This is a genomic window from Mycobacterium fragae (assembly GCF_002102185.1).
GTDB classification, from domain to species: Bacteria; Actinomycetota; Actinomycetes; order Mycobacteriales; family Mycobacteriaceae; genus Mycobacterium; species Mycobacterium fragae.
Genome location: NZ_LQOW01000008.1, coordinates 126,339 through 147,964 on the forward strand (window position 1 = coordinate 126,339; position 21,626 = coordinate 147,964).

Here is a 21,626-nt window from a genome sequence, read left to right on the forward strand (position 1 = left end):
AAGGTGAACATCGCCGATCACGCTGTGAATGCCGCAGATTCGCCGGCCTTGATCATGGCCGGCGGTGGCACGATCTCGTACGGCGAATTGCACACCGCAAGCCGGCGCGTTGCCGCGCTCCTGCACGCGGCGGGGCTGCGCCGAGGGGACGGGGTGGCCATCTTGCTGCCGAACCGCCCGGAGTTTCTCGAGATTTGTTGGGGATGCCAGCTTTCCGGTCTCTACTACACCCCAGTCAACACGCACCTGACTTTCGACGAGGTGGCCTACATCGTCGAGGACTGCGAGGCGCGGGCGCTGTTCGTCGACGCGACTTTTGCCGACCTGGCCGGCAAGCTTCTCGACGGCAACCCGCAGCTGGACGTCCTGGTGAGCGTCGGCGGTTCGCTGCCCGGCTGGGGTCACTATGAGGAAGCGCTGTCCGCCGCCGGTGATGAATTCCCGGCTTCCGATGGCAGCGAGATGCTCTACTCGTCGGGCACCACCGGGCGACCCAAGGCCGTGCGCCGCCCGCTGCCGACGGAGAACGGCTCATGGGCGCAGGCGGTACTGGAGCTCGCGCTGACCCGCGGCTATGGCATGGATCAGTCGAGCGTGTACCTGTCGCCCGCGCCGCTGTACCACGCGGCCGGGGTCAACTACACCATGGCCGTGAACCGGGTGGGCGCCGCCTCGATCATCATGGGCAAGTTCGACGCCGAGGAAGTACTGCGGCTCATCGAGACCCACCGCGTCACTCACGCGCAGTTCGTGCCGACGATGTTCGTGCGGATGCTCAAGCTGCCCAGAGACCTTCGGGAGAAGTACGACGTGTCCAGCCTGCGGTGCGTGATCCACGCCGCCGCACCGTGCCCGGTGGACGTCAAGCATCAGATGATGGAATGGTTCGGGCCTATCCTTCACGAATACTACGGAGGCACAGAGGGATTCGCAGGAACGACGATCGGCCCCGAGGAGTGGCTCGCCCATCCCGGTTCGGTGGGCAGGCCAATGTCGCCGGTGCATGTTCTGAGCGACGACGGCACCGAGCTTCCGGCCGGCGAACCCGGGGAGCTGTATTTCGAAGGCGGTCCCGACTTCGAGTACTTCAAAGACCCCGCGAAGACCGCGTCGGTGTCCAACGAGCGCGGGTGGCGCTCCCTGGGCGACATCGGTTATGTCGACGAAGAAGGGTACCTGTACCTGACGGACCGATCGACGTTCATGATCGTCTCCGGCGGCGTCAACATCTACCCGCAGGAGGCGGAGAACCTCCTCGTCATGCACCCGAAGCTCGTCGACGCGGCGGTGTTCGGAGTACCCAACGATGAGTTCGGCGAGGAGGTCAAGGCCGTCGTGCAGCCGATCGACGGCATCACACCCGGCCCCGATCTCGAAGCGGAACTCATCGAATACTGCAGAGCCCACCTGGCTGGCTACAAGTGCCCGCGCAGCGTCGAATTCGACCCCGAGCTGCCCAGGGACCCGAACGGCAAGCTGTACAAGAGACGCATTCGCGAACGCTACTGGCAGGGACGCACGTCAAGGATCGTGTGAACGAGGGATGGCTATGGCGACTACCGATATCAGATGGACGCCGCTACCGGTGCCGTGGGCGGTGCAGACCGCCGATCGGATTCCCAAGCAGCGCTACTACGACCAGGAGTTCTACGCGCTGGAGAACGAGCTGTTCTGGCCGCGTGTGTGGCAGATGGCATGCCGGCTCGAGGAAATCCCGAAACCCGGCGACTTCGTCGAGTACGAGATCCTCGATCAGTCGGTCATCGTCGTGCGCCTCGACAGCGAGAATGTGCGGGCTTACCACAATGCCTGCCGTCATCGCGGGGTGAAGCTGGTGGAAGGCAACGGATCTCGGCGGACCTTCGTCTGCCCGTTCCACGGCTGGTGCTGGGGCCTCGACGGTGCCAACACCTATGTGGCGCGCCCGGAGGTGTTCGCCGAGCACAACCTGTGCTCAGAGGACATTGGCCTGGTCCCGGTTCGCTGCGAGCTCTGGGGTGGGTGCGCGTGGATCAATCTCGACGACGACGCGCCCGCGCTACGCGATTGCCAGGAGCCGTTCGCGTCGATCTACGACGCGTGGAAGGTGGAGTCGCTTCGCACCGAGTGGTGGCAGTCGTGCCTGCTCCCGGTGAACTGGAAGCTGGCGACGGCGGCGTTCATGGAGGGCTACCACGTTCCGCAGACCCACCCGCAGTTGCTGCCGTCGTCGTCCGGCTCGTCGTCGGGCCCGTCCTCCGCGTCCGACATCGTCCAGACCAGCCTGTATTTCATGCGCACGCTCGGCACCGGCATGGGCGGCATGACACATGAGAACGACATCCGCATCGCGGAGGGCCTGCAGGACATCGAACTGCCGTCGGATCCCGCTGCGGCGATGGCCACTTGGCGCAGCACACTCAACGACGCGGTGGTCCGCTGGCATCGGGCCCGGGGGAGCGACATGCCCGACCTCAACGATCTGGATCGCCGCGGAATCACCGACGCGATCGGATTCTGCTTCCCGCACTACTTCATATTGCCGACCTACAGCAGCGCTTCGTCGTATCGGATCCGTCCGCTCGGTCCCGAGCAGACGCTGTTCGAGATCTGGTCCCTCACCCGCTTTCCATCGGACCTCTCTGCCGGAAAGCCGATGCCGCCAGAGCCGATGGCGCCCGACGATCCGCGCTGGCCGCCCATTCCGGCGCAGGACTTCTCCAATCTGCCCCGACAGCAGAAAGGGCTGCACTCCAAGGGGTTTGAATATATGCGGCTGTCCGACCAGATCGAGGGGCTGATCTCCAACTTTGAACGCGTTGTCGATGGATTCCTGGCCGGATTGCCGTACGACAAACTGGTGCCCGCGATTCAGAAGACCAACACCACCATTGACGTTCCGGTCGTCGACCTGGAGCTGCAATGACCGTGGGCTGGGACCACTCCGTCGACCTGCTCATCGCGGGAAGCGGCGGAGGTGGCATGGTCGCCGCGCTCGCCGCGCTCGACTGCGGGCTCGAACCGCTGATAGTCGAGAAGCAAGCTCTGGTGGGTGGGTCGACGGGCATGTCCGGTGGCATGGTGTGGTTGCCGAACAATCCGTTGATGCGCGCCGAGGGCATCGTTGATTCGCACGAGGATGGTCTGGCGTACTTCGACGACGTCGTCGGCGATATCGGTCCGGCCTCATCGCCGGCCCGCCGCGAGATGTTCCTTGCCGCGGGCTACGAGATGATCACCTTCTTGACCCGCAAGGGCGTTCGGCTGGTGCGCTGCCCAGGCTGGAGCGATTACTACCCGAATCACAAGGGCGGCAACACCGCCGGCCGCGGCGTTGAGGGGATTCCGTTCGACGGCGCCAAGTTAGGCGACTGGAGCGGGCGGGTCCAGCCGCCGATGGCCAAGAACTTCGGATTTGTGGTGCTGACCAACGAGCTGCGTTCGGTGCAGTATTTCAACCGTGCCCCGCGCGCCTTCGCGGTGGCCACGCGGGTCCTCCTGCGCAGCCTGTCGGCGCGGATGCTTCGGCGCCAGATCCTCACCAACGGCGCGTCGCTGATCGCCCAGATGCTGAAGTCGATGATCGACCTGTCCGACGGCGAGCCGCCGATCTGGACCGACACCGCGATGGACGACCTCATTGTCGAGGATGGCCGGGTCGTCGGCGCGCGTATCGTTCGTGATGGTGTGCCGCTGAATGTCGAGGCACGGCGCGGAGTTCTGTTGGCCGCCGGCGGCTTCAGCCGCAATGCCGATATGCGCCGCCGCTACGGCGGCGACCAGCCCAATGAGGCGCAGTGGTCGATCGCCAACGCGGGCGACACCGGCGAGGTGCTGCAGACGGCGATCCGTCTTGGCGGGAAAACCGACCTGATGGACGAGGCGTGGTGGCTGCCATCGATTTTCATCGCCGACGGCGGTAATGCCGCCAGGGCGCTCGGAAGCGGTCGGCAGCGGCCCGGCGCCATCTACGTCGACGGCACCGGCAGGCGGTTCTGCAACGAGTCGAACTCCTACGTCGAGGTCGGCAAGGCGATGTACGCCAACAAGGCGGTGCCATGCTGGATGGTCTTCGACGAGGGCTATATCAGCAGATACGTTTCGGGGGCGAACCCCTTCCGCAAACGGCGTCTCCCCGAAGAACTGATCGAGCGGGGCGCGGTCCTGCGAGGTGACACCATCTCCGATCTCGCGCGCCAGATGGATGTTCCGGCCGACGCATTGGAGCAAACGGTGAAGCGCTTCAACGGTTTTGCGGCCAACGGTCTCGACCCTGACTTCGGGCGCGGCCAGTCGGCGTACAACGACTGCCTCGGTGATCCCGGATATCGACCTAATGCAGCGATCGGCCCGCTCGACCGCGCGCCGTACTACGCGACGAAGGTTTATCCGGCCGATGTCGGCACGTGCGGGGGACTGATCACCAACGAGCATGCACAGGTCCTCGACCAGGACGACCGCGTGATCGACGGACTGTACGCGACGGGCAACATCACCGCGACGGTGATGGGCCGAAATTATCTGGGCGCCGGCGGAAGCATCGCCTACACAATGGTGTTCGGCTACGTTGCGGCCCGCCACGCTGCGGGCCGTCGGCTCGCCGGCGAGAACAGCCGCTAGGCGGTAGAGCTTGCCGAACGTGCGGCCAGCTTCACGTTGGCGGCGCGTCGGGCTGGCCGCGGTCGACGAAATCGCGTGGCTTCAGGCCTGATTGCATGAGTTCGGCGCGTCGCGCCTGGACGTCCGACGCCGCACCGACCATGTTCGTCAAGATGTGACTGACCTGTAGGTGAACCCGCATTCCCATCAATTCCCACGCCCGTTTGACGTTGTTCTTCACGGCCATCAGTGTGGTCAACGGGATTTGGGCGATCTTGCGTGCCATCTGCTCGACGGTGTCCTCGAGCTCGTCTCGCGGCACAACCTTGTTGAGCAGTCCCCAGTCGAGTGCTTCGTGCGCGGACAGCGTCGGCGCCAGCAGCAGCCAGTCCATGGTGCGGTGCCAGTTCATCATCAACCACGGCTCGATCATGGTGTGCCCGCCGGGCTCGCCGAGGCTCTGCGCAAGGGGCATTTGGAAATACGCGTCCTCGGATGCCACGCAGAAGTCGGTCAGCAGGCCTAGATAGATGCCGCCGCCCATGCAATAGCCATGTATCTGGGAGATCGTCGGTTTCGGAAACTCCCACAGGTACAGCGTCGGCCACAAAAACAAGTCGGCGGTGCCCTTGTAGAGCTCCTCGAATGTGTTCCCGAAGTCCGGATAAGGGTTCTCGTCCGGACCCCAGCGGGCCACGTGCCCGCCGCAGAAGCCGTTGCCGTTGGCCTTGAGGATCACCACCTTGATCTCGCCGTCGCGGTCGGCCTCGTGTAGGCAGTCATCGACTTCCCGCACCAGCGTCGCATCCTTAGTGTTGGCCTTCTCGGCGCGGTTGAGAATGATGCGCGCGATCGGCGGGTCGCGCTCGTAGATGACCGCCTCAAGGGTGCGCTTTTCCATGCCGGTAACCCTATGGGCGAGCTAGCTCGCCGTGTCAGGCATTAACCGGTTTGGCGACCTTCATCAGCTTCATCAGGTTGCCGCCCATGATCTTGGCGACGTCTTCCTGCTCGAAGTCGGCGAGCTCGTCGACAAAGGAGATAGGGTCCTTCAGCCCTTCGGGGTGCGGCCAGTCGGACCCGAACAGCACCCGGTCGGTGCCCACCATCTTGACGATCTCGGCGAACCGGTCCTCCCAGAACGGGGTGATGTAGATGCACCGCTTGAAGGCCTCGATGGGGTTTTCGCTGAACGAGTTCGGCATCTTCTTGTAGACGCCCTTGAGGCCCTTGAACAGGTCCGGTACCCAGTCGGCGCCGTTTTCGATCGAGAGGATCCGTAGCTCGGGGTTACGCGAGAGCGCGCCGTGGCAGACGAGTGCCCCCATCGCGTCCATGATCGGCCGATGGCCCATCGTCAGGCTGCGAAAAGCGGTCGGCTTGAACGGCAGGAATTCGTCGCCGGGCTCCCACACATTCGCAAACTCGGAGTAACCGCTGTCCGAGGCGTGCATCGAGACCGGGATCTCCGCCTTGATGCAGGCTTGCCAGAACGGGTCGAACTCCTCGAGACCGAACGAGCGGCTGCCGCGGTAGCCGGGCACCGGCGCCGGGCGGACCAGCACCGTGCGGGCGCCCCGCTCCAGAACCCATTCGAGTTCTTCGAGCGCGCGCTCGACGATCGGCAGAGTGATCACCGGCGTGGCGAAGATGCGCTCCTTGTAGTTGAACGTCCAGGTTTCGTACATCCACTGGTTGAGCGCGTGAATGACGTCGTGGGTCATCTCCGGGTCGTCTTTCATCCGCTCTTCGACCAGGCTCGCCAGCGTCGGAAACATCAGCGCATAGTCGATGCCGAGTTCGTCCATGACCTCCAGCCGCGGTGCGGGCTCGCGGAAGGCGGGGATCGCCTTCATCGGCTCACCCAGGATTTCGCGGTAGGTCTTGCCTTGCGCGCCGTGGCGGAAGTAGTCCTCCTGCGCACCCGGCTTCGCGACTTTTTCGAACGTCGGGTTGGGGATGTACTCGCTGATGTGGCCGCGCACCACGATCTTGGTGCGACCGCGGACCTGCACGTAGTCGATGACGTGCTTGCGATTGTCCGGCAAGAATTTGGTCAGTGCCTCCTGCGGTTCGTACATGTGGTTGTCGGCGTCGAACACAGGGAAGGGAAGCTCGCGGGACGGCATGGCGATCTCCTTGGACCAGTCTGGATTCTCAGTGGGTGGTAATGACGTTACCACTTTCGCGCGGCAAGGTGTAATCGGATTGCGATCCGGCCGGACTAGCTGCTGGTCGTGCTGTTTTTGATGTTGACGACCGCGAAATTCACGGTCGCCGTCGCGGCAAGTTCGCCGTCGTTGTCGCCGAAGATGTCGATCTGCATGACCAGGGACCGCCGGCCGGCGCGCAGCACCCGGGGCACCGCGAGCGCTGAGCCCGCTCTGATCGGTCGCAGGTAGCGGACGAAGAGGTCGGCGGTCGTCATGGCGGTGCCGGGCTGCAAATAATCGAGGCCGAGCTGGCCCGCCGCGACGTCCGCGAGGGTGGCGATCAGCCCGCCCTGAAGCGCGCCGGAGGTGTTCACCACCTGTGGGCTCACTGGCATCGTCATCGCGAACTCGCCGTCGTGGGTGGCCTCCCGCAACCCGATCTGGTCGAACAGCTCACTCAGCGTCGGGCCCGCGATCCCGCCGCCGTCGTCGGCGCCGAGGGCGCGGATGCAGAAGTCGTATAGCTGGGCCTCGTCGATCGGCGCTCCGGTCAATTCGGCTCCCAGCCAGTGCAATCGGAGTGCGCCCACGACGGTCTGCATGATGATCGCGGCGGCGGCTCCGACATCGAGCGTGGGCCGGAAAACGCCTTCGGTGATGCCACGCTGCACGATGTCGCGGATCAGCTGGTGCAGCGGTGAGAGCACCCGGGCGTAGTCGCGCGGCCGGGTTTCGGCCAGATGCTGGTTGTAGAGGCTCATCGCCCGGTTCAGGCTGTCCTGGGTGGTCGACTCCGGTTGTGCGCTGATTCGGTCGATGACCAGCTTCAACGCGGCGGTGCTGTCCAGCCCTTGGATTTCGGTGCGCCAGCCCTGTGCCGACTGCGCCATCGTCCGCTCCAACAGGGCCAGCAGCAATTCGTCCTTGCTGCTGAAATGCTGGTAGAAGGCCCGCAGCGACGTCTTGGAGCGGGCGACCACTTCCTGCACGGTGAAGTCGGTGCGCCCGGTCTCGCCCAGAATTTCGACCGCGGTCTTGATGAAGCGGGCATCACGGGTGGTCGGTTCGGCTTCGTCGGCCATGAGAATGAGGTTACCGCCTTTTCGCAGGCGTCGGTTAGAACCCGCTCCTCGGCTTACACTTCCGCAATGTTCTCCGAGACGCGCTACGCGCTGAACGGCGATTTGCGCGTCGCGTATCGCACATCGCATGAGGGTGAGCGCGACATCGTGTTGGTTTCTCCCCCGTTTACAAACTGTGAGGTCTTTACTGAGCTGCCGTCTATCCAAGGCTGGATTGAGGCGATGACATCGCTGGGTCGACTCGTCTTCTTCGACCAGCTGGGCACGGGGGTGTCCGATCCGGCGCAGCCGACTTTGGAGCTATGGGCCGACAGCATCAACGCGGTGCTTGACGATCTGGGAAGCGGCGAAGCGGTCCTCGTCGCGATCGACGGCACGTTCGCGGAATCGGCGTTATTCGCTGCGACCTATCCATCCCGCACAACCGCGCTGGTTGTGCTCGAGGGCTATGCCGATCCGCTTTTTGAACGCGTCAAGAGCTCCACACCCGAGGAGTTGCCCGGTGCCGCGGTCGCCACGTGGGGTACGGGGGAGCTTGCGCATCTCGCGAATCCGGATATGCCGTGGAACGAGGAGATTCGGGCAACCTGGGCACGGCACGAACGCCTGGCGGCAAGCCCAGGGACCTTTGCTCACATGAGGGCTCTGTCGGACGACATCGACGTGCGGGCGTTGCTGCCCACAGTCCGCGTGCCGACACTCGTACTCCATCACACCGACGACCGCTTTATCCCGCTCAAGTATGGCAAGGACATCGCCGACCGCATACCGGGCGCGAAATATGTTGAGCTTCCGGGGCGCAACGTTTTCCACTTCGTCGAACCGTGGCGTCAATCCTTCCAGGAGATCGCCGAGTTCCTCACCGGGCACCAAGCGGAAGTGGCCGACGACCGCGTGCTCGCCACCATCCTGTTCACCGACATCGTCGACTCGACGCGCCGGGCCGCGGAGATGGGTGACAGGGACTGGCATGCGTTGCTTGATGCGCACGACGCCGTGGTGCGGTCGCAGCTCGCTCGGTTTCGAGGCCGCGAGGTGAACACATCGGGTGATGGCTTTCTGGCGATGTTCGACGGCCCTCAGCGGGCGATCCGCTGCGCGATGGCGATCCGCGACGCGGTAGCTGCGCTGGGTATCCAGGTGCGCGCCGGGCTGCACACCGGGGAGTGCGAGGTCCGCCGTGAAGACATCGGTGGGATCGGCGTGCACATCGGCGCCCGCGTGAGCGCACTGGCAGGGCCGAACGACGTGCTCGTGTCGAGCACGTTGCGCGACCTTGTGATCGGGTCCGGGCTGGAGTTCGAGGAGCGCGGCTCCTATCAGCTCAAGGGCGTGCCCGGCGAATGGCGCCTCTTTGCCGTCGCCTCTGGTTGACGTCGAATCTCGTTGGCGGGCTTGCCCATCAGATCGGAGTCCATACTCCGTTGTTCCAGAATCCCCAACTGTTGTCAGTAGTTTTCCATATCACCTTGGCCCCGGGTGCCCACGACGGTGGAGGTGGCTGCGGCGGCGCCCAGAGCGGCGGCGGGCCCCAGGGTCCCCAGCCCGCGGGACCGTACGGGCCTCCCGGCCCTTGCCAGGCGTGGCATTGATTCCAGTCCCAGTCCGAGACTTTGCCCCAGCCGGGATCCCATTGATCACCAGGGCACCAGTGATAGCTCGGCCCCGGCGCCGCCTGCCCGACGCCGGCGGCCAGTCCCAGAGCGGTAAATGCCAGCCCGACACCCGTCAGCGCGCTGGCGCACAGTCGAACCCACGGTCTCGTTTGATTCGCAATCATGAGTGGTGATTATTCGCCAAGGGGCCGGCCCCCTGTGCCTCTTGGGCCAGCGCCTCTGCCAGACGCGTATACGAGGCAGCGAGCCTGGCCTTCAAAAATTTCTCGAAGCCGGGGATGCGCGGTGCGCACGTCACGGTCCAGGTGATGCGGGACCCGTTCGGGCGATCATCAATGTGGATATCGCCCCGGTAGTCCTTCAGCGGCACGTACCACGGAAACGATGCGACGTAGGCATGATTGATGTGGTCGCGTTCCATCGATGATCTCGTCGCGTATCACGCTGAGCCCGATGCGCATCCGCCTGATGCCGCCCCGTCCGGTGTCGGGCTCTCCGCGTCGCTCCCATAACGCGGCAGACATATTCGGCATGAAAGCGGGCCAATGCTCGACATCCATCAGCACGTCATATATCGCTTCAGGTTTCGCGCTTGACAGTTGCTCGACCCGGCATGACACAGACCCAGCCATGCTGCCGAAACGTACTACAGCGCTCAGCTAAACGCGCTAACTCAGACAAATCCCGCGCACGTGCTACCGCACGACTGACGTCAAGGATCTTTCAAGAATCCTGTCGTACCTTACGCATTGCCTGCCACCACGACGACCTCGGCGCATGATGGGGCACATTCGCGAGAAAGGACTCAGAAATGGGCAATCCCTGGTGGGGCTGGATCGTGGTGGTCGGCGTACCCCTGATCTGCCTGCTGGGCGGCATGATCGCTAGGAGCTTCGCCGGGCGCCGGAGCGGACTCGACAGCAAGGAGCTGGCGGTAGTGCGTCGAGCGGCGCGGGTCGGCGGCGGTGAATTCGTCGGCCGCACGTTGGGGTACGGTTTTTTAGCCGCTCTGCAAGTTCCTCCGCCCCTTGATCTGCGAGCCTTCCGGCACTACAAGGACCGCGCCGCCGCCAAAAAAGACTTCGGCTTTGACCCGAGAAAACAGAACCGCGCGGAGGGTGTCATCTTTTGGTTCCACGAGCTTCGTCTCACTAGGACCGAGCTGATCAAGGGCTACGAGGAGAACGCCCAGCGCATTCCGCTACACGGGCTCACCGCCACCGTCAGGACGGGCCAAACTGTTCAAATCACAATCGAAGGGCCACGCACGAAGTTCGTTTACCGCAACGCGTTTGACGCCAGGTCCAACCTCAGACGCGCGCAGCAGTTCGCCGCCCTCCTGAATTACGAAGCGAGCCTCCAAGGTGCACCCCTGTGACGGCACGCAATGACGCCCCGCGTCGCTACCCGCCGCGGGCCTCGATCATTGCCGAGCGGTTGATCTTGGTTGCCGCCGTGCGGGGGATCTGATCGATGAACTCCACCGTCTTGGGAACCTTGTACGCGGCCAACCGGCTCTTCGCGTACTGAATCACCTGCTGTTCGGTCAGCGTCGCACCGTCGGCGAGCTGTACCACCGCGTGCACGCGGCGTCCCCATTCCGGATCGGCAAGCCCAATGACGACGACGTCGGCGATGTCGTGGTGTTCAGCCAGCGCGCTTTCCACCTCGGCCGGAAAGACATTGGCGCCACCGGTGATGATCATGTCGGATCGCCGGTCGGCGATATACAGGTAGCCGTCGGCGTCGACGTGACCGATGTCGCCGGCGGAACGAAAGCCATCGGGCGTCGACGGCAGCGGCGGCGCCCCGCCCAGATAGCGGTATCCCGCGCTCATCGGAGACCGTAGGTACACCTCACCGCGCTCACCGGGCCCGAGGGGATTTCCGTTCGGGTCGAGAATGCGGATCTCGGTGTCGCGGAAGCCGCGCCCGACACTGCCCGGATGAGCCAGCCATTCGTCGCCCCGCAACGCGGTGAGCCCGAGGTTTTCGGTCATCCCGTAGGCCGTCACGATCTGCTCGGGCTTCAGCAATTCGAACCACCGATGCTGCAACGCGGGCGGCATGACCGCAGCACCCTGCAGAATCCAGACGACCGGCGAGAAGTCCTTCCGGTCTATGCCCGGTAGCGCCGCGATGCGCCCGAGCATCGTCGGTGTGGCGGTGAAATTCGTGACCTGGTAGCGCTTGACGGCTTCCACAACCGCTGCGGCATCGAACTTTTCGAGCACCACGAGACGGTCGCCGCCCAGCAGGTAGCTGAGTGGTGAGAAACCGTTGGTGTGATACATCGGCCCGGGCACCAGAATCGTCTGCGGCTGGGCCACCGGCGTCCACGCCGACAGGAACGGCACGCTGTGCTCCGGAGTCCACAGCCCGGGGGCCAGGGTGAGGATCACCTTGGGTACGCCGGTTGACCCGCTGCTGCATATCCCGTTGGCGCTGGGGGACACGGCGACGGGAAGCGGGGCGCCCGGCTGGCGGGCGGCGCTAGCCGCGAGTTCTGACCGGTTTTGTTCGTCGACCAGAACGGCGGGATCGATCACCGCCAACACCCGGGACCGCTCCCAGTCCGGCAGATCCCATCGCATCGGAATCGGAACGGCGCCGATCTTCCAGCAGCCCAGTGCAGCCAGCACCAGGTGCTCGGAGTTCGGAATCGCAAGCGCAACAAGGGAACCGAATGTCGCGCCCGCAGCCGCCAGTGCCCGCCCCCATTGGTTGGCCCGGACCTCGAGCTCGGCGAACGTCAGCCGCTGCGCGCTGCCGTCCGGTGCCAGCGTGACCAGCGCCTGCTCGTCCCCGAGTTGGTCGGCGAGTTGCCGCAGCTTGGTGCCGAACGGGATTCCCTCGTCTTGCCGGCCGGGAGCTTCCCCGGTCGCGACTGCCCCGGCACTCACGCCGGCTCCGTTGCCATCGGCTCGGAGAATAGTGTCTCCAGTTGCCCGCCGCGAACGCCGGGGATCATGCGCTGTGCGAGCACCTCGCTGCTCACCGGCAGCCGGATGAGCGGCTGGGTGTGCCGGTCGAGGACGCTGACATCGGATTCGTCGCAGAAACCGAGCGCGCCGAGCAGCTGGTGGGCGTTACGCAGCACCTGTCGTGCGGTATCGGCGGCCTTGAGCCGCAGGATCAGGGCGTCGGCCGAACGGACCTGTGCGGCTGCCGATTCCACCCGCCAGGTGGTGTACTTGGCCAGTTCATGAAGTCCGCGCACCGCGACCGAAGCATCGGCGACGGTGAACCGGACCGCCTGAAACTCCGCCAGCGGCTTGCCGAATTGAACCCTGGCCAGCACGTGCTGCCGGGTGATCTCCAATGCCTGCTGCAAGGCGCCCAAAATTCGCCACGATCCCAATATCAGGTGTAGGTCGATGTCGGCCATCGGCACAGCGCCGTCGGGCTCACTCAATGTGGCGGGCACCAGAAACGGCCCGAGTTTGGCGCCGGTGCGCGACGACGGTGCCGGGTGGTAGCGCGTTCCGTCGAGGTCGGCGGCGATCCAGTCGCCTGCCAAGTCTCCGTGGTCGATACGCGGCGCTTCGGGATTCACCAGGGCCAGTCGGACGCCGTCGATCGCCAGCAGCTCCTCGACCAGTGGGTAGGGCAGCGCCGTCGCGCCGGCGGCCTGGCAAAGCACGGCGGCCGCCAGTAGATCGTCGGCCCCGGATCTGACGTCGAGTTCGAACGCGCCGAGGTCGGCCAGCGCGTTACGCGCGTCCTGCCGGATACGGTCCTCGGTCTCGGCGCGCAGCGCCGCCTGCGGGCCGCCGAACCGGGCCAGCCGTTTGGCGGCGACCGCAGCGAACTCGGCAATGTCTTCTGGCAGAGCGGTATTCACCGGCGATCTCCCAAGGCGTCACGTGCGACCAGCATTCGCTGCACTTCAATGGTCCCCGATGCCACAGTGGCCGCCTGAGCGTAGCGCCAGTGGTCCTCGACTGCCCCGTGCAACCGCGCGGAAGTACCGCTGTCCAGCGCCGACGGGCCGAGCACGTCGAATAGCAACTCGGCGACCTGCTGGTCGCACGTAGTGGTCGCGATGCGAGCAGCGCTGGCCGCCGCCCCCGCCGACGGGTCGTCCTGCAGGGAAACCGCGCGGTAGGCGAGCAGCCTGGCGACCCGCAGATCGATCAACGCGCGCACCCAGCGGGCGCGGATCGATTCGGGCAAGCGGTCCCAGTCGTCCCCGAGTTCGGTTTGCATCCGGTCGAGTAGCGATTCGCACCGCGCGTAGCGGGCGATCCCGACGCGCTCGAACGCGAGCGCTTCACGCATCACCCGCCAGCCGTCGCCGACGTCACCGAGCACCTCGTCGGCGAATACCTCGACGTCATCGAGGAATAACTCATTGAGGTGGTGAGGTCCCAGCATCGACCGGATCGGCCGTACGGTGATACCGGGCCGGTCCATCGGGACGAGAAACAGGCTGATCCGCTTCGGCTTCGGGGCATGCGGGTCGGTGCACGCCGCCAGCACGCACCACGACGCCATCTGCGCGTAGGAGGTCCAGACCTTCTGACCGGTCACGCGCCACCCGTCGCCATCGGGAACGGCGCGGGTGCGCAACGATGCGAGATCGGTTCCGGCTTCCGGCTCGGAAAAGCCTTGGCACCAGATCACTTCCCCCGCGGCGATAGCCGACAGGTGCCGCGCCTTCTGCTCCGCTGTGCCGTAGCGCATTATCGCGGGCCCGACCCAGTTGATCCCCATGTACTGGGCGCCGCGGGGTTCGTGGTGGGCCCACATCTCCTCGCGCAGTACCGTCTGCTGCCAGATCGAACCGCCGCCACCGCCGTGTTCTTTGGGCCAGGCCAGGGCCAGCAGCCCGTCGGAGGCCAGCAGCTTGCAAAACGACTCCGTCGTCGCGAGGTCTCGCGGATCGTCGGTGCACGCCCCGAGGAAGCCGTCGGGGATATGCGCGGAAATCAAGTCGCGCAACTGCTTTCTGAGATCGGCGGCGTCGGCGCCGAGGTCATAATCCATCGTCATCCCTTCGGCAGTCCGAGCAGCCGCTCGGCGATGATGTTGCGTTGGATCTCGGATGTCCCGCCGTAGATGGTCGCCGCCAGCGCGTCCTGGCGTTCGAAGAGCAGGTCGGGGTCGCTGGCCGAACCGGGCCCGGCCGCGGCGGCGCTGAGTTCCCAAACTCGTTGCAGTGTCACCGAACCGAGCAGTTTGAGGATGTCGGCTTCCGGACTCGGCCGACCGGCGAGCTCGTTGTACAGCGCGCGGTATCCGGTGGCTCGCAGCGCCTCGGCGTCGGCGAGCAGTGAGCCCAACTCGGTGTAGACGTCTTCACCTTTTTGCCCGTCGGCCCGCTGGATCGAGTCGAGGCCTCGCTGGATCTCGACCCAGTTCATCACCCAGATCATTTGGCGCTCATGCTGCAACGACGCCAGCGCCACCTGCCAGCCGCCGTTGTAGGGCCCCAGCAAATTGGCCACCGGCACCTCGACGTCGTCGAGCAGGACCTCGCAGAAGGTCTCGTCGGAAATCGACGCCATCCGAATGGGCTCGGTGGACACACCGGGAGATTCGAGATCGAGAATGAGGCAGGAAATGCCGCGGTGCTTGGGTGCGGCCGGGTCGGTCCGGGCATAGAGCGTGCACCACCGCGACAGGTGGGCTTGAGTGGTCCAGATCTTGCGGCCGTTGACCCGGAACCGATCGCCATCACGCTCGGCGCGGGTACGCAAGCCGGCGAAATCGGATCCCGCTTCGGGCTCCGACATGCCCAACGCCCACCACTCGTCGCCGCGCAGCAGCGGAACCAGCAGCCGGTCGATCTGCTCAGGGGTGCCGAACTGGCGGATTGCCGGGGCGGCGACGTTGGGGCCGGCGATGTTGGGCAGCTTTGGCGCCGAGCGCAGCGCGCCTTCGAGCCGAATCTCCATCGCGTCGCGCAGGCCGAGCGATCGACCGCCGTGCTCGCGCGGCCAGGTTGGCTGCAACCACCCGGCCTCGAAGCAGGCCCGTTGATAGTCGCGGCGCAGCGTGAGATCCCAGCGGTAGTCGCGATAGCGGTCGTAGTAATCGCCGGGCAGAAAATCAGTCAACCACGCACTGAACTCGGCGACGATGCCGGTCATGCGCCACCACCAGCGAAATGGCCGCCCACCGCGTGGTAGAGCGCGCGGCTGTCTCCCAGCGCCGTCGCGCCTTGCCAGGCGTGCCGCAGATACAGATGTATGTCGTGCTCCCATGTCTGGGCGATGGCGCCGTGAACTTGGACGGCAGTACGGGCACAGCTGACCGCCGCTTCTCCGGCCGCTGCCTTGGCCAGCGCCGCGGCGGTCCAGCCCGCGGCCGGTGTAGTCGTGGGGTCGTCGAGGCGCACGGCCGCCGCGTAGGTGAGGCTGCGGGCGCGCTCGACGGCGACGTAGTTGTCGGCCAGCGCATGCTTGATTCCCTGGAAGGCGCCGATCGGCTTGCCGAACTGCTGCCGCGATTTCGCATGCTCGACCGAGCGGGCCAGGGCGGCAGCCGCCACGCCGACCAGGTCGGCGGCCGACGCGACCAGCGGTGTCGCCAATGCCGTCTCGACGTCCACGCCGGCGGTGGCAATCGGCGCGCTGTCGATCTCGACGTCGGCGATCGGTTGGGCGGGGTCGGTGCATTCGGTCGCGTGCACGGTGACGCCGTCGCCGACGCGCGCGACGGCGGCGATCGGCCCGTCCGTCGATGTGGCCAGGGTGACGATCAGCTCCGCGCGGGAAAGGCCGGCGACGGCGACCGCGCGGCCGCGCAGGCGCCCGTCCTGCAGCGTCGTCGGCACACCCGGCAGCCGACGGCCGGGCGGATGGATGGCCAGCGCAGCGACCACCCCGTCGGCGATCTCGCCTAGGACGTCATCGACTCCCGGTCCGGCGGCACGCAGCACACCGGCGGCCAGCCCGACGCTGCTCAGCAGGGGAATAGGGGCGATGGCGGCACCGCATTCCTCCAAAACGACAGCCAGGTCGAGCCGGTCGTACTCGCCTCCCGCGGCGAGTTCGGTCCAACCGAGATCGACAACCGTCTTCCACACGGTGCGCCAGCGTTCGGAATCCGTCATCGCCTGCCGCGCCACCCCGGGCGGGCACTCGGTGCGCAGGACGTCACGCACGCTGTCGCGCAGCGCCAGCTGTCCGGAATTCAGACCGACGTCCATAAGGCCCCTAACATAATAAAAATAGTAAACTAGCGGGACAGGCGTCAATCGTTGCGGCGGGCTGCGGGCAGATCCGTAGGGTGTTCAGCTATGGCCGAGTGGTATCTGTTCCTGCCCCAAGTGAGGTTGCCGATAGTCGACATTGTGGACCGGGCGCGCCACGCCGAGGCCAGCGGATTCAGCGGAGTGGCATTCATCGACCATCTCGAGGCGCCCGGGCTTCCCGACGAAAACATCTGGGAGGCAATGGGCGTCGCCACCTGGGTGGCCGCCAAGACCGAGCGTTTGCGGATCGGTCATCTGGTGCTCTGCGATGCATTCCGGCATCCCGCGGTGTTGGCCAAACAAGCCGTCACCTTGTCAGCGGCATCGGGCGGGAGATTCGAACTCGGCCTCGGCTCAGGCTCATGGCCCGCCGAGTTCGCCAGATTCGATGTCGGTCAAGAAGATCCGATCGCCAGAGTCGAGCAACTCGAACGTCATCTCGGTTTGATCATGGACTACTGGGGACGCGGAAACACGCCGGACCGCAACCAGCTGCCACTGCCGGAGCATCCGATACCGTTGCTCCTCGGCGGCATCGGGCACCGGACGATGGAACTCGTTCGCAGATATGCGGATTGGTGGAACATTCCCGCCAACCATCTCGATCGGTTGGCGCAGCTGGCGCCCACCACCGGGTCGGCGCGGGTGTCCGTTCAGCAGATGGTGGGATTCGTCCGTGACGGCGCCGACCCGGACGCGGTGCGCGAGGTGAGCGCGCGGCGGTTCGGCCATCTCGGTTCGGGCCTGGTCTGCGGCGATGCCGCCGAATTGTCCGGACACTTCGCGGGCCTGGCCGCTTTGGGGGTCGAACGCTTCTATGTGTGGTTCGCCGATTTCGCCGCCCCGGAGTCGCTGCACGAATTCGGCGAAACGGTGATCAAGCCCTTCCGCGTGCCGCCCGGCGGCGAGCCTCGGTAGGCACCACCGGCTCGCGGGCGAAGGGCCCGCGCCGCACGGCGTTGAGCCGGATCTCCGGCAGATCCACCGACGGGTCGACAGTATCCAGCCAGGCCACGGCGTCGGCGACGTCGGAGACCTGGATCGCGTACATCTCGAACGGAACGTCTTGCAGCATCTCGGTTTCCACCGGCCCCGGCGTGACGATGTGGACGGCGATCCCGTCGCGGTCGACTTCAAGCGCCAACGCGCGGGCAAACGCGTTCATCCCGGCCTTGGATGCCGAGTAGGCGGTACGGGCCATCATCGGCTCGTGCGCCGCAGACGACGAAATGAACACCAGCCGCGACCCGGCGCGCATGCGCGGCAGCACGGCGGCGGTCACCACGAAGCAGGAATCCAGATTCGCCGAAATGATGGCCCGCCACTGCTCGAATGTCTGCTTGCGTGCGTAAGTGCCGCCGAGTGTGCCCGCCGCGTGCACAACGAGATCGATGGTCTCGAGCGAACTGATCGCCGGCGCAAAGCCCACGGGATCGGAGGCATCGGCGACGATGTAGCGCGCACCGATCTCGTCGGCCGCTGCTTGGAGCGGGTCTTCACGGCGTGCCGACAGCACGACGTCGTAACCCAGTTCGCACAGCCTTGCCGCGCAGGCTTTACCGATCCCGCCGCTGCCACCGGTGACCAGTGCGGTTCTCACGGGTGCCTCAACGACCTAAAGATGCCGGCTTTCCCGCGGGCGGGACAGCGCTTGTGGCGACAGCGCGTAGATCCGTTGGTCGGGCCCGGCGGCCAGCACATGGCTCTGCGTGTCGGACAGATGCCGCGCCGCCACCCGGCGGGCTCGCTCGACGTCACCCGCCTCGATCATCTCGGCCAGCTTGACATGGGTGTTGAGCACCGCGCGACGCTTGGCCAGGGACGGGTAGGTGCCGCGAGCCGCGCTCTCGTCGGCCCACTGCTGTTCGTGGCTGGTCCACAGCGTCTCCAGGGTGCCGACGACGGCGATGATGGTGCGGTTACCGCACCCCCGGACGATGAGATCGTGGAATTGGCGGCCGATTTCGGTGAACTCGGGTCCGTCGTCCAAGTGCGCGGCCATCGCGTCGTTGACCTGCTTGAGCTCGGGAACGATGGTGTCGGCGCGGTCAGGCCGCTGCGCGGCCAACGCCGCGCAGGCCGGTTCCAGCTCCAGCAACGCCGTCCCGAGATCGGCGACCACAACCGACTCGCTCTGCAGGAGCAGACCCAACATGTACGCGGCGCTGGTCTTCGCTGGTGCGTGCACGACGGCGCCGCCCCGGTTGCCGCGCCGAACCGAGACCAGCCCTTCGGTCTCCAGGATCCGAAGCGCCTCCCGCAGGGAGACCAGGCTGACGTTGAATTGCTCGACGAGCACTTCTTGGCGGGGCAGCAAATCACCGTCGGCCAACTCGCCATCAATGATCTGGCGCCGCAACTCGTCAGCGACGATCTCGGCGATCCTCGGCGCCGACAAACGGCGTCGAGCCTCAGGGCCAATTCCCAGCGCGGTCATCCGATTCCAGCAGCGAAACGAACGGACAGAGTGCACGGCGCTGCCCCGCGAACTCCATTGGCTGCAATCTTAGCAGTAATGGCATAATAGCCGCGCTGGTCGAAAACGCTTTTGACCAACACCACGACAGATGCAGACGGGCATACGTGAGCGAAGGGCACGACAGCCGACCGACACCGCTGGACGATGTGCGGGTCGTCGAGATCAGCGACCGGATAGCCGGTAGTTACTGCGGAAAGCTGTTGGTTGACGCCGGCGCCGAGGTCAGGAAAATCGAACCGCCACAAGGAGATCCGCTGCGTCGGTTCACCGCCAGCTTTTCGCCGCTTGTCAGTGGGACTGATTCACCCCTGTTCGGTTACCTGAACGCGGGCAAGCGCAGCCTGACCTGGTCTTCGGACGCGTTGTCCTCAGACGAGCCGTGCAGCGCTGCGCTTGCTGCCGCCGATATCGTCGTGCTGACTGCCGGCCGCTCGCAGGCGGCCGACCTGGGTATCGATCCGCAGCGTTTGCTTGCCGAGTCGCCGCAGTGTGTCGTTGTGACGATTTCTGACTTCGGCTGGACCGGTCCGTATGCCGACCGCCGCGCCAGCGAGCTCACGCTACAGGCCGGGGCGGGGTCGGCCGGTTTTCGCGGCGATCCGAGCGGGCCACCGATCGCGATCGGCGGCGACCTGGGGGAGTACATGGGCGGGGTGTTCGCCGCGTTCGGTGCCCTGGCGCTGCGCCGCCGCGTCCAGCGTGGTGGAGCGGGCGAGCACCTCGATTTGTCCATGTTCGAAGCGATCACGCTGATGCAGAGCAGCGAATGGCTGCACTCTCAGCTGTTGGCTGTGCCGCCGATCACGCGCACCGTCGAGGTGCCCTCCATCGAGCCGGCCAAGGACGGCTACGTCGGGATCACGATGGTCACCGGTCAGCAGTGGCTGGACTTCGCGGCGATGGTCGAATGCCCCGAGCTGATCGAGATTCCCCAGCTGCGTTTCCAGATCGGCCGCTGGGAATACCGCGACTTCATCCGCGAGCGGATCCGGCCCTGGCTGGCCGAACGCACTGTCGACGAGATCGTCGAACTCGGGCAGCTGTTCCGGCTACCGATTGCGGCATTGGGCAATGGGTCGACGATCCGGGACATGGCCTACGTGCGGGAGCGCGGCGTGTTCGTGCGTAACCCTGCTGGGTTTCACCAACCCCGTAGCCCGTGGTTGATGTCGCGGTGCCGGCCGGCTGCGCTGCGCGGCGCCCCCGTGGCGGGCGAGGCCAATAACGAGCCGCCCTGGCCCAAACGCGAACTGGGCCAGGAACGTTCGGATCGTCGGCTGCCGCTGGACGGCGTTCGCATCGTTGATTTGACCGCATTCTGGGCAGGCCCGGCTGCGACTCATGTGCTCGCCGCGTTCGGCGCCGACGTGGTCAAGGTGGAGTCCATTCAGCGCCCGGACGGCATCCGATACTCGGGCGGCATGCGCACCGACGTCGAGGACTGGTGGGAATACGGCTGGGTTTTCCACGCCATGAACACCAACAAGCGTTCGGTCACAATCGATTTGGGGTCCGACGAGGGCCGTCGGCTGTTCATCGAATTGGTCGCAGGCGCCGCCGTAGTGATCGAGAACTTTTCGCCGCGAGTGATGGACAACTTCGGCCTCACCGCCGACGCTCTGCTCACGGTCAACCCGCGATTGGTCGTTGCCCGGATGCCGGCGTTCGGGCTGAACGGACCGTGGCGCGACCGAGTCGGTTTCGCGCCCACCATGGAGCAGATCGCCGGTCTGGCTTGGGTGACCGGATTGCCGGACGGTCCGCCCATCCCGCCGAGGGGAGCCTGCGATCCGCTGGCCGGCATTCACGCGGCATTCGCCGTCGTGGCGGCGCTGCAATTCGCCGAGCGCACCGGATACGGCCAACTCGTGGAACTGCCGATGATCGAAACGGTGCTCAACACCACCGCCGTCCAGCCGATCGAAGCCGAGGTCTTCGGCGTGACACTGAGCCGACGAGGCAACCGTGGCCACGGCGATGCCATCCAGAACATCTATCGCTGCGCCGGCGACGACGACTGGATCGCTGTCACCATAGGTGACGACCGGCAGTGGTGTGCGCTGATGGAGCTGATGGGCCTACCGCCCTGGAGTGAGGACGAGGAGCTGGCCACCATCGTCGGACGGCGGGCGCGAGCCGACACCATCGACCCTCGACTGCAGGAGTGGTTTGAGCGCCAGGATCTTCGTTGCGTGGTGGAAAACCTTGCCGGCGCAGGCATTCCCGCCGCACCCGTCGTGTCGCCGTCGCTGGTCACCGAGAACCCTCAGCTGCGCGATCGGGGATTTTTTGAGCCGCTCGAGCATCCGCGCACAGGCCCCGGGCTTTATCCGCGGCCGCCGTTCGCCCCGCTGGCCGGCCAGCATAGGTGGCTCATGCGCCCCCCACCGATGCTCGGCGAGCACAATGAAGAGGTGTTGTGCGCTTCGTGCGGGGTCACCGATGAAGACCTCATGCGCTTGTCAAGCAGCGGCGTGATCGGGACCCGGCCCAAGGGTGTGTAACGCAGCTGCGAAC

Annotated in this window: 19 protein-coding genes; 7 read left to right on the forward strand and 12 right to left on the reverse strand. The window is 65.6% G+C overall.

Annotated elements, in window-relative coordinates:
* Positions 1–3 precede the first annotated feature (3 nt).
* Genes AWC06_RS06040 through AWC06_RS06050 form a run of 3 tightly spaced genes read left to right on the forward strand, consistent with a single transcriptional unit; the run spans position 4 to position 4,599 of the window.
* Positions 4–1,536: an acyl-CoA synthetase gene (locus AWC06_RS06040; RefSeq protein WP_085195379.1), complete on the forward strand. Its 1,533-nt coding sequence runs from the start codon at positions 4–6 to the stop codon at positions 1,534–1,536.
* Positions 1,537–1,549: 13 nt separating this feature from the next.
* Positions 1,550–2,905, forward strand: a complete 1,356-nt coding sequence (locus tag AWC06_RS06045; RefSeq protein WP_139819929.1) for an aromatic ring-hydroxylating oxygenase subunit alpha — start codon at positions 1,550–1,552, stop codon at positions 2,903–2,905.
* Positions 2,902–4,599: an FAD-binding protein gene (locus AWC06_RS06050; RefSeq protein WP_085195383.1), complete on the forward strand. Its 1,698-nt coding sequence runs from the start codon at positions 2,902–2,904 to the stop codon at positions 4,597–4,599. The genes AWC06_RS06045 and AWC06_RS06050 overlap by 4 nt, the downstream gene beginning before the upstream one ends.
* Before the next feature lie 31 nt (positions 4,600–4,630).
* Here the strand turns inward: AWC06_RS06050 and AWC06_RS06055 are convergent, their stop codons facing one another.
* The 3 genes from AWC06_RS06055 to AWC06_RS06065 form a co-directional block, all read right to left on the reverse strand.
* Positions 4,631–5,479: an enoyl-CoA hydratase-related protein gene (locus AWC06_RS06055; RefSeq protein ID WP_085195385.1), complete on the reverse strand. Its 849-nt coding sequence runs from the start codon at positions 5,477–5,479 to the stop codon at positions 4,631–4,633.
* A gap of 34 nt (positions 5,480–5,513) precedes the next feature.
* Positions 5,514–6,707 carry an amidohydrolase family protein gene (locus tag AWC06_RS06060; protein ID WP_085195387.1) on the reverse strand — a complete coding sequence of 398 codons (1,194 nt, stop codon included), beginning with the start codon at positions 6,705–6,707 and terminating at the stop codon, positions 5,514–5,516.
* Between the two features lie 95 nt (positions 6,708–6,802).
* A complete protein-coding gene (locus tag AWC06_RS06065) occupies positions 6,803–7,813 on the reverse strand; it encodes a hotdog fold thioesterase (RefSeq protein ID WP_085195389.1) in 1,011 nt (336 codons plus the stop codon).
* A 66-nt stretch (positions 7,814–7,879) separates the two neighbouring features.
* Here AWC06_RS06065 and AWC06_RS06070 point away from each other — a divergent pair, with 66 nt between their 5' ends.
* Positions 7,880–9,187 carry an adenylate/guanylate cyclase domain-containing protein gene (locus AWC06_RS06070; protein WP_085195391.1) on the forward strand — a complete coding sequence of 436 codons (1,308 nt, stop codon included), beginning with the start codon at positions 7,880–7,882 and terminating at the stop codon, positions 9,185–9,187.
* Between the two features lie 28 nt (positions 9,188–9,215).
* Here AWC06_RS06070 and AWC06_RS06075 read toward each other — a convergent pair whose 3' ends face one another.
* On the reverse strand, positions 9,216–9,593 hold the full coding sequence (locus tag AWC06_RS06075) for an Mtp family mycobacterial-type pilin (protein WP_085195393.1): 378 nt from the start codon (positions 9,591–9,593) through the stop codon (positions 9,216–9,218).
* Complete coding sequence (locus AWC06_RS06080) at positions 9,590–9,850, reverse strand: SRPBCC family protein (protein WP_085195395.1); 261 nt, start codon at positions 9,848–9,850, stop codon at positions 9,590–9,592. The genes AWC06_RS06075 and AWC06_RS06080 overlap by 4 nt, the downstream gene beginning before the upstream one ends.
* A gap of 390 nt (positions 9,851–10,240) precedes the next feature.
* Here AWC06_RS06080 and AWC06_RS06085 point away from each other — a divergent pair, with 390 nt between their 5' ends.
* Positions 10,241–10,807 (forward strand): hypothetical protein, encoded by a 567-nt coding sequence (locus AWC06_RS06085; protein WP_085195397.1) that lies wholly within the window; start codon positions 10,241–10,243, stop codon positions 10,805–10,807.
* Positions 10,808–10,832: 25 nt separating this feature from the next.
* Here the strand turns inward: AWC06_RS06085 and AWC06_RS06090 are convergent, their stop codons facing one another.
* The 5 genes from AWC06_RS06090 to AWC06_RS06110 are packed head-to-tail and all read right to left on the reverse strand — an operon-like array spanning position 10,833 to position 16,585.
* Positions 10,833–12,332 carry a class I adenylate-forming enzyme family protein gene (locus tag AWC06_RS06090; RefSeq protein WP_085195399.1) on the reverse strand — a complete coding sequence of 500 codons (1,500 nt, stop codon included), beginning with the start codon at positions 12,330–12,332 and terminating at the stop codon, positions 10,833–10,835.
* On the reverse strand, positions 12,329–13,273 hold the full coding sequence (locus AWC06_RS06095; RefSeq protein WP_085195401.1) for an acyl-CoA dehydrogenase family protein: 945 nt from the start codon (positions 13,271–13,273) through the stop codon (positions 12,329–12,331). The genes AWC06_RS06090 and AWC06_RS06095 overlap by 4 nt, the downstream gene beginning before the upstream one ends.
* The gene (locus tag AWC06_RS06100) at positions 13,270–14,418 is read right to left on the reverse strand and encodes an acyl-CoA dehydrogenase family protein (RefSeq protein ID WP_085195403.1); all 1,149 of its coding nucleotides are present in this window, start codon (positions 14,416–14,418) and stop codon (positions 13,270–13,272) included. Before AWC06_RS06100 ends, AWC06_RS06095 begins: the two co-directional genes overlap by 4 nt.
* A 2-nt stretch (positions 14,419–14,420) precedes the next feature.
* Complete coding sequence (locus AWC06_RS06105) at positions 14,421–15,524, reverse strand: acyl-CoA dehydrogenase family protein (RefSeq protein WP_085195405.1); 1,104 nt, start codon at positions 15,522–15,524, stop codon at positions 14,421–14,423.
* On the reverse strand, positions 15,521–16,585 hold the full coding sequence (locus AWC06_RS06110) for an acyl-CoA dehydrogenase family protein (protein WP_085195407.1): 1,065 nt from the start codon (positions 16,583–16,585) through the stop codon (positions 15,521–15,523). Before AWC06_RS06110 ends, AWC06_RS06105 begins: the two co-directional genes overlap by 4 nt.
* Before the next feature lie 90 nt (positions 16,586–16,675).
* On the opposite strand from AWC06_RS06110, the gene AWC06_RS06115 reads away from it, so the two are divergent.
* On the forward strand, positions 16,676–17,548 hold the full coding sequence (locus AWC06_RS06115) for an LLM class flavin-dependent oxidoreductase (protein WP_085195409.1): 873 nt from the start codon (positions 16,676–16,678) through the stop codon (positions 17,546–17,548).
* Here the strand turns inward: AWC06_RS06115 and AWC06_RS06120 are convergent.
* Positions 17,508–18,230, reverse strand: coding sequence for an SDR family oxidoreductase (locus tag AWC06_RS06120; protein ID WP_085195411.1), 723 nt, complete (start codon positions 18,228–18,230; stop codon positions 17,508–17,510). The two genes, AWC06_RS06115 and AWC06_RS06120, sit on opposite strands and share 41 nt — an antisense overlap.
* Before the next feature lie 15 nt (positions 18,231–18,245).
* Positions 18,246–19,067 carry a FadR/GntR family transcriptional regulator gene (locus AWC06_RS06125; RefSeq protein ID WP_085195413.1) on the reverse strand — a complete coding sequence of 274 codons (822 nt, stop codon included), beginning with the start codon at positions 19,065–19,067 and terminating at the stop codon, positions 18,246–18,248.
* Between the two features lie 146 nt (positions 19,068–19,213).
* Between AWC06_RS06125 and AWC06_RS06130 the strand changes: the two genes are divergently transcribed.
* Positions 19,214–21,613, forward strand: a complete 2,400-nt coding sequence (locus AWC06_RS06130; RefSeq protein WP_085195415.1) for a CaiB/BaiF CoA-transferase family protein — start codon at positions 19,214–19,216, stop codon at positions 21,611–21,613.
* Positions 21,614–21,626 lie beyond the last annotated feature (13 nt).

Excerpts from the sequence above, each read along its gene's own strand:
- AWC06_RS06085 (WP_085195397.1), top strand. The coding sequence starts at position 10,241 with ATGGGCAATCCCTGGTGGGGCTGGATCGTGGTGGTCGGCGTACCCCTG.
- AWC06_RS06115 (WP_085195409.1), top strand. The coding sequence starts at position 16,676 with ATGGCCGAGTGGTATCTGTTCCTGCCCCAAGTGAGGTTGCCGATAGTC.
- AWC06_RS06065 (WP_085195389.1), bottom strand. The coding sequence starts at position 7,813 with ATGGCCGACGAAGCCGAACCGACCACCCGTGATGCCCGCTTCATCAAG.
- AWC06_RS06080 (WP_085195395.1), bottom strand. The coding sequence starts at position 9,850 with ATGGAACGCGACCACATCAATCATGCCTACGTCGCATCGTTTCCGTGG.
- AWC06_RS06050 (WP_085195383.1), top strand. The coding sequence starts at position 2,902 with ATGACCGTGGGCTGGGACCACTCCGTCGACCTGCTCATCGCGGGAAGC.
- AWC06_RS06060 (WP_085195387.1), bottom strand. The coding sequence starts at position 6,707 with ATGCCGTCCCGCGAGCTTCCCTTCCCTGTGTTCGACGCCGACAACCAC.
- AWC06_RS06070 (WP_085195391.1), top strand. The coding sequence starts at position 7,880 with ATGTTCTCCGAGACGCGCTACGCGCTGAACGGCGATTTGCGCGTCGCG.
- AWC06_RS06110 (WP_085195407.1), bottom strand. The coding sequence starts at position 16,585 with ATGGACGTCGGTCTGAATTCCGGACAGCTGGCGCTGCGCGACAGCGTG.
- AWC06_RS06045 (WP_139819929.1), top strand. The coding sequence starts at position 1,550 with ATGGCGACTACCGATATCAGATGGACGCCGCTACCGGTGCCGTGGGCG.
- AWC06_RS06055 (WP_085195385.1), bottom strand. The coding sequence starts at position 5,479 with ATGGAAAAGCGCACCCTTGAGGCGGTCATCTACGAGCGCGACCCGCCG.
- AWC06_RS06075 (WP_085195393.1), bottom strand. The coding sequence starts at position 9,593 with ATGATTGCGAATCAAACGAGACCGTGGGTTCGACTGTGCGCCAGCGCG.
- AWC06_RS06100 (WP_085195403.1), bottom strand. The coding sequence starts at position 14,418 with ATGGATTATGACCTCGGCGCCGACGCCGCCGATCTCAGAAAGCAGTTG.
- AWC06_RS06125 (WP_085195413.1), bottom strand. The coding sequence starts at position 19,067 with ATGACCGCGCTGGGAATTGGCCCTGAGGCTCGACGCCGTTTGTCGGCG.
- AWC06_RS06105 (WP_085195405.1), bottom strand. The coding sequence starts at position 15,524 with ATGACCGGCATCGTCGCCGAGTTCAGTGCGTGGTTGACTGATTTTCTG.